At 45.1% G+C, this 6,805-nt stretch carries 3 protein-coding genes and 1 pseudogene; 1 reads left to right on the top strand and 3 read right to left on the bottom strand.

Going from position 1 to position 6,805, the window contains the following annotated elements:
- Positions 1-619: pseudogene (locus ACMJ0U_RS09675) on the top strand (hypothetical protein); the annotation flags it as partial.
- Between the two features lie 152 nt (positions 620-771).
- Here ACMJ0U_RS09675 and ACMJ0U_RS09670 read toward each other — a convergent pair.
- The 3 genes from ACMJ0U_RS09670 to ACMJ0U_RS09660 form a co-directional block, all read right to left on the bottom strand.
- Positions 772-2,769: a fructose-1,6-bisphosphatase gene (locus ACMJ0U_RS09670; protein WP_417129756.1), complete on the bottom strand. Its 1,998-nt coding sequence runs from the start codon at positions 2,767-2,769 to the stop codon at positions 772-774.
- A gap of 23 nt (positions 2,770-2,792) precedes the next feature.
- Positions 2,793-4,454, bottom strand: coding sequence for a putative transporter (locus ACMJ0U_RS09665; RefSeq protein WP_417129755.1), 1,662 nt, complete (start codon positions 4,452-4,454; stop codon positions 2,793-2,795).
- Between the two features lie 162 nt (positions 4,455-4,616).
- A partial coding sequence (locus ACMJ0U_RS09660; protein WP_417129754.1) for a glutamine synthetase III occupies positions 4,617-6,805 on the bottom strand: 2,189 nt, incomplete at its 5' end.

The following is a 6,805-nucleotide window of genomic DNA, read 5'->3' as shown; positions in this document are numbered from 1 at the left end:
TTCTGTACAAGGATTAGGATATGGATGTCAGGTTATTGATGCACGTGATGGATCTTTGATTTCTGCTCATGGAGCTGGAAAACGTGGTGATGTGGGACGTTGTATTGTAGCAGACGTAGATCCTGATAGTCCGAATATGGAATATTGGTCTTCGATGAATTCTGGAATGTATAATTGTGGAGGTCCTACAGATGTACCTGTAAGCTCTGATATGCCTACTGGTATTGGTGGTGGTACACTATATAATGCGGCAATTTGGTGGAGTGGAGAGTTGACACGTGAGTTGTTTGACCGTGCCTTGATTGTAAGCTATAAAGCTAATCCGAGAACGAACAAGAACCGTCTTGTGAATTTTGCAACTGGATATGGAAGTAATGAAGGTAATCATAGTACAAAATATAATCCTTGTTATTACGGTGATTTCCTGGGCGACTGGCGTGAGGAAGTAATAATGGGCTCTTCAGACCATTCTGCGATTTATATTTTCTCTACGAATTATCCTACAGAGCATCGTTTCCCTCATCTCATGACAGATCATACTTATGACATGAGCCAGGCGATGCAGAATATAGGTTATAATCAACCTACTCATTTAGGTTATTATATTGGCAATAAATAATAGTTAAACAAAAGTTAGTTAGATTTCGGTTGGTGTGTGAGCAAGTGATTGTGTGGACGCCAGCCATTTTTATTTTGTATAATAACAACAGAGACTATTTCTTGGCAAAAAGAAATAGTCTCTGTTGTTGTTTGATTGAATAAGGCAGTATTTTAAATGCCTCTTTCCTTGATGATTCCGTTCTGGTAAGCTACCAACAGTTTCTTTAAATCTTCAATTTGTACCATCAATTCGCGCCCTTTGTCGGTATCTTTTACCATCATGCGCTGACTACTTAATTCTACGATTTGGGTAGTCGACTTAATGTCTTGGCCTTCTTCAATGGCTTTTTGAGTAGAAGTGAAGGGCTCGTGTTGTACAAGTTGGAAACCGCGTGAGTGGTACACCAATGTGTAGCCTGCAATACCCGTTTCTGGTTGGTAAGCCTTGGAGAATCCTCCGTCGATAACCATCAGTTTACCGTTGGCCTTAATCGGTTTCTCTCCTTTGACCGCTTTGACCGGTACATGTCCGTTGATGATGTGACGGTGTTCTCCTTCCACGCCGAATTCATCCAGAATCATGTTGCAAATATCTTCACGGTCGCGCAAGGTGTAATAATAACCTTTCACTTCTTTATGAGTTTCCTTGTCGGTCAGGAAATAACGTTCGAAGGTAGCCATTTTACTTTTGTCAAAGGCAGGAGAGTTTTTTCCGCACCACAGGTACCAGATGAAATCTCTGGCAAACGCTTTTTCCGGATTATCTTCTTCTGCAAAATAAGCTGTACGGATAAGCTGGCCTACGCGCTTGAGTAGGGCTTCTCCCTTGTATTTCTTTCCAAGGATGTCTACTTCCTTGAGTGTTCCGTCGGCATTCATCGGCATAGAAGCATGGAAGAGCAGGTTGGAGTTGCACACATTGTACATGCATCCGTAACGGAAAATGCATTTCATGTGCTTGCGCAACTTTTCGCTTCCCGTGAAAGATTTGTGCAATTTCTGTACGATTTCCTCTTCTTCTTCCGTCAACTGGTATGGGTTTTCCGGGTCGATGGTTGGGAACAGGCAGTCGCGCATTTCATAATCTTTTCCGTCAAGCTGGAATACTTTCCGCTTGAAGTCGATGTGGTGCAACAGCAGACGGTTGTCCATGTCGAATTCCGGATGACGCCGGATGGCAGCAGCTTCCAGCTTGAACTGGATAATGGTGATGGCCTTGTGCATCTGTGATATGAGCCGCAAGGTCTTATCATTGTATGAACTGCTTTCGGGGGCTATTTTAGGAGCAAAGTATTCGCATGGGTCGTTGGCGTATGCTTCCATGGCAAAGGTAGCCAGCGGAAGCAGGTTGATGCCGTATCCGTCTTCCAATGCCGGAAGGTTACCGTAGCGCATGGCCAGGCGCAGTACGTTGGCAATACAACAGTCATTTCCTGATGCGGCGCCCATCCAGAGGATGTCGTGATTACCCCATTGGATGTCGAAGTTATGGTAGTCACAAAGTGTGTCCATAATGATATGAGGACCAGGACCACGGTCAAAAATATCTCCTAAGATATGCAGCGAGTCAATGGTCAGCCGCTGTATCAAGTTACACAGTGCAATGATGAAGTCGTCGGCACGGCGTGTGTCGATGATGGTACGGATAATGACATTGATGTAAGCTTGCTTGTTGGGATCCATGGGGCTTTCGTGAAGTAATTCCTGAATGATGTAGGAGAATTCTTCAGGCAACGCCTTGCGTACCTTTGAACGTGTATATTTGGATGATACATTCTGGCAGACTTTTACCAGCTGGTTCAGGGTGATGACATACCAGTCTACAAGATCTTTTTCCACCTCTTTCACTAGTTGTAACTTCTGTTCCGGATAATATATCAGCGTACAGAGTTCCTTTTTCTCCATTTCGCGGAGGTTGTTGCCGAAAATCTCGTTTACCTTCCGTTTGATAGCTCCGGAAGCATTGCGGAGCACATGCTGGAAGGCTTCATATTCCCCATGCAGATCGGCTAAGAAATGTTCTGTTCCTTTCGGAAGGTTCAGAATAGCCTCCAGATTGATGATTTCCGTGCTGGCTGCAGCCAGGTTAGGGAAATCGTGTGAAAGAAGTTCCAGGTAGCGGATGTCCTTCTGTATCATTTCCGGGGTAATTTGTTTGTAGGTTTTCATGATATTGAGTGATTTAAAAGTTTCTATAAAAACAACATGAGCACTAGCTGTGAGATGATGACGCGGGTAAACATTCCGAGAGGGTAGACCGTTGCGTAGCTTACCGAAGGTTCATCTCCTGGAATAATGTCGTTGGCATAGTTCAGTGCCATTGGGTTAGCCATACTCCCACAGAGCATGCCGCATGTATTGCCAAAGTCCATTTTGCACAGACGAAGGGATACTAAAGCCATGATAACGACAGGAATAAAGGTTATCAGGAATCCGATTCCTACCCACAAGGCTCCTTCCGGACGCATAACTGTTTCAAAGAAATGTGCTCCGGCATCCAATCCAAGACAAGCTAGGTAAAGAGACAATCCGATGCCTCGGAGCATCAGGTTGGCACTGCGGGTGGTATAGGTCACAAGGTGCAGACGAGGCCCATAGGATCCAATCAGGATACCGATTACAATTGGTCCGCCTGCCAATCCCAGCTTGACAGGTGAACTGATACCTGGAATGGCAATAGGGATGGACCCTACGATGAGTCCCAGTATGATACCGATAAAAATAGAGGCTAAATTAGGGTCTTTAAGTGTTTTTACTGTATTCCCTAGTACTTTTTCTACATTCTGAATGGCTGCCGCTTCACCTACTACAGTCAGGCGGTCACCTAGTTGCAGCACCAGTCCCGGAGTGGCCAGTAGTTGTACTCCGCTTCGTAGTACACGGCTGATGTTGATGCCATATGTGTTGCGCAGACGAAGTGAACCCAACTTTTTTCCGTTGATTTCCGATCGGGTTACGATAATGTGTTTGGATATAAGTTTACTGTCGATGGCATTCCAGTCAATGTCTTCTTTGTTCCAGTCCCGTTTTTCTTGTTCTCCGAAGAGAATGGTCAGCGTGGGTGCGTCTTTTTCGGTTGTGATAACTAAAATACGGTCGTTCTCTTTCAGTATTTTTTCAGAAGTCGGAATGCTGACCGTTCCTTCACGCCAGAGTCGGGAGATGACAAACTTGGGATAGCCCACCTGGGCAATATCCTGTATGCTTTTGTTGAAGATGGCTGGGTTATGTATTTGAAAAGTGGCGATGTATGTTTGGTTGGAGTCGTCATGCTCATGTTCCTGCATGTCAGACGGGCGTACAAAGAACTTTCTGATGACTACGATGGCTAATATAACTCCTACCACTCCGAGCGGGTAGGTCACGGCACAACTGAGGGCAGCTCCGCTGGTGGGCTCTCCTAATTGTTTTAATGTTTGCTGTGCGGCACCTAAGGCTGGGGTATTGGTGGTAGCTCCGCAAAGAATACCTACCATGTCGGGCAGACTGATGGGAGTGGTCATGCTCAGCATCACAGCCATTATTGTGCCAAGAAAGATTACTCCTAATCCTAACAGATTCAAGCGGTATCCGCCTCGCTGAAATGAACTGAAAAATCCTGGACCAACTTGTAGTCCTAGTGAATATACGAAAAGAACCAGTCCGAAACTTTCTGCGTAACTTAACATTTGCGGGTCAATGGCAAATCCAAGATGACCAGCCAGAATTCCGGTGAAGAATACAAAAGTGACTCCAAGGGAGATACCGCAGATATGAATTTTCCCTAATCCTAATCCGATTGCCGTAATCAACGATAGTATGATGACCGCCTGAAGAGCGGATTGTTCCACAAATAAATTAATTAGCCATTCCATGCTGCAAATATATATACTTTGTGGAAAATAATTCTTTTGTGTCAGACAAAATGTTAGAAAAAGTGTCCAGAAAAGAAATCCCCGAAAGGCTTTCAGGGCCAATCTAGCCGATAAAAGTCTTTCGGGGATGATAAAATAATGGTAAGACTTGTATTTCGGAAATTATCGAACGAACAACAGTTCGCGATATTTCGGGAGTGTCCACATCTGATCGTCGACAATCAGTTCCAGCTTGTCAATGTGGTAACGGATTTGTTCCAGCATCGGAGCAACTGTATCGTGATAAGCAATAGCTTTTTCACGTTCGCTGGTAATACGGTTAGCTACCTTGCGGGCTTCTACCATTTCATCCACATGCTTCTTGATGAAGGAAGTATGTTCTGAAATTTCCTTGATGATGGCTAAGTTCTCGGCAGACAGAGTCTGAGCTTCTTCTTCTGGGAACAGCGATTTCATTTTGTATGCATTGTCTATCAGTTTTGTCTGGTATTCAATAGCTACTGGAACTACATGATTCATGACCAGGTCACCTAATACACGGGCTTCAATTTGGATTTTCTTTGTGTACATATCCCATTTCACCTCGTTACGGGCTTCCAGCTCTTTACGGGTCATGACCCCTGTTGATTCGAACATGCGGATGCTTTCTGGTTTTAGGTAGTTATCGAAAATAACCGGACAGTTAGTTTCACAGTCCAGGCCGCGTCGTGCTGCTTCCACTTTCCATTCATCACTATATCCGTTGCCATCGAAGCGGATAGGCTTACATATCTTGATGCATTTGCGAACCACCTGAAGGATGGCTGAAATCTTAGGTTCTCCTTTTTCTATCAGTTCGTCTACTTCTTTCTTGAATTCAATGAGCTGTTCTGCTACAGCTGTATTCAAGGCAATCATGGCACTGGCGCAGTTCGCTTCAGAGCCTGGTGCACGGAATTCAAAGCGGTTTCCAGTGAAGGCGAAAGGAGAGGTACGGTTGCGGTCTGTATTGTCAATCAGCAGTTCCGGAATCTGGGGGATATCCAGTTTCATGCCTTGTTTGCCTCCCAAAGACACTAAATCGTCATTGGTGCTTTCTTCCAAGTGGTCGAGTACTTTACTAAGCTGTGTTCCTAAGAAAGAAGAAATGATGGCAGGAGGAGCTTCGTGACCACCTAGGCGGTGGGTGTTAGTAGCACTCATGATAGAGGCTTTCAGCAATCCGTTGTGGCGGTAAACAGCCATCAAAGTGTTTACCACGAAAGTGATGAAACGCAGGTTTTCTTCGGAAGTCTTTCCCGGAGCCATCAATAATGTACCGGTGTTGGTTCCAAGTGACCAGTTGTTGTGCTTACCGGAACCATTGACACCTTTGAACGGTTTTTCGTGAAGCAACACACGGAAACCATGGTTGCGTGCTACTTTTCGCATAAGTGACATAACCAGCATGTTGTGGTCAACTGCCAGGTTGCATTCTTCATAAATAGGAGCAAGTTCAAACTGATTCGGAGCTACCTCATTGTGGCGTGTCTTGACCGGAATGCCCAATTCCAGAGACTGGATTTCCAAATCTTTCATAAAGGCTGCTACACGGCTTGGAATGGCTCCGAAATAGTGGTCTTCTAGCTGTTGATTTTTGGAAGCTTCGTGTCCCATCAAGGTACGGCCAGTCAGCAGCAAGTCCGGACGAGCAGCATACAAACCTTCGTCTACCAGGAAGTATTCCTGCTCCCATCCCAGGTAAGAAATGATTTTCTTTACAGAAGGGTCAAAGTAATGCATTACATCCAGCGCAGCCTTGTTTACGGCACTCAATGCTTTCAGCAACGGAGCCTTATAGTCGAGTGATTCTCCTGTGTAAGCAATGAATACGGTTGGGATACATAAGGTGTCGTCTACCACGAAGACCGGTGAAGACGGATCCCATGCACTATATCCGCGGGCTTCGAATGTATTGCGGATACCTCCATTGGGGAACGAAGAACCATCTGATTCCTGTTGAACAAGCAATTTACCTGAAAACTCTTCCAGCATGCCTCCCTTTCCGTCGTGTTCTACGAAGGCATCATGCTTTTCAGCTGTACCTTCCGTCAGCGGCTGGAACCAGTGTGTATAATGAGTCACACCTAATTCGATAGCCCATTTTTTCATTCCGTCGGCTACGGCATTGGCGATGCTGCGGTCGAGGGTGGCACCGTTGTCAATCACATCAATGAGTTTGGCATATACGTTGCTCGGCAGATATTTGAACATTTTTTCGCGGTTGAATACATATTTCGCAAAGTATTCACTTGGGCGTGTTGCTGGCGAGGCTACTTCTACCGGTTTTTTGTGAAATGCCTTTTCTACTACTCTGAATCTTAATTTTGACA

This window comes from Phocaeicola sp. (genome assembly GCF_048170425.1).
In the GTDB taxonomy this organism is placed as follows: Bacteria; Bacteroidota; Bacteroidia; order Bacteroidales; family Bacteroidaceae; genus Phocaeicola.
This window is presented reverse-complemented; position numbering and strand designations above follow the sequence as displayed.